Origin of the sequence: Streptomyces sp. NRRL S-350 (assembly GCF_000719705.1) — a bacterium.
In the GTDB taxonomy this organism is placed as follows: domain Bacteria; phylum Actinomycetota; class Actinomycetes; order Streptomycetales; family Streptomycetaceae; genus Kitasatospora.
Map to the genome: position 1 here is coordinate 1 of NZ_JOHO01000213.1, position 354 is coordinate 354.

Sequence of the window (354 nt, forward strand, 5' to 3'; positions counted from 1 at the left end):
TTCGGCATCTCGCCACGCGAGGCCCTGGCCATGGACCCCCAGCAGCGCCTGCTCCTGGAAACCACCTGGGAAACCCTCGAACACGCCGGCATCGACCCGATGTCACTACGCGGCAGCCGAACCGGCGTCTTCACCGGCGTCATGTACAACGACTACGCCGCCCGCTTCACCACCGCACCCCAAGAAGTCGCCGGCCACCTCGGCAACGGCAGCGCCGCCAGCATCGCCTCCGGCCGCATCTCCTACACCTTCGGCCTCGAAGGCCCCGCCGTCACCATCGACACCGCCTGCTCGTCCTCCCTCGTCGCCGTCCACCTCGCCGCCAACGCCCTGCGCAACGGCGAATGCACCATG

At 68.9% G+C, this 354-nt stretch carries 1 protein-coding gene; it reads left to right on the forward strand.

The window, feature by feature from the left end:
* Positions 1-354, forward strand: a 354-nt coding sequence (locus IF30_RS42960) for a beta-ketoacyl synthase N-terminal-like domain-containing protein (RefSeq protein WP_037903247.1), incomplete at both ends; no start/stop codon positions are given.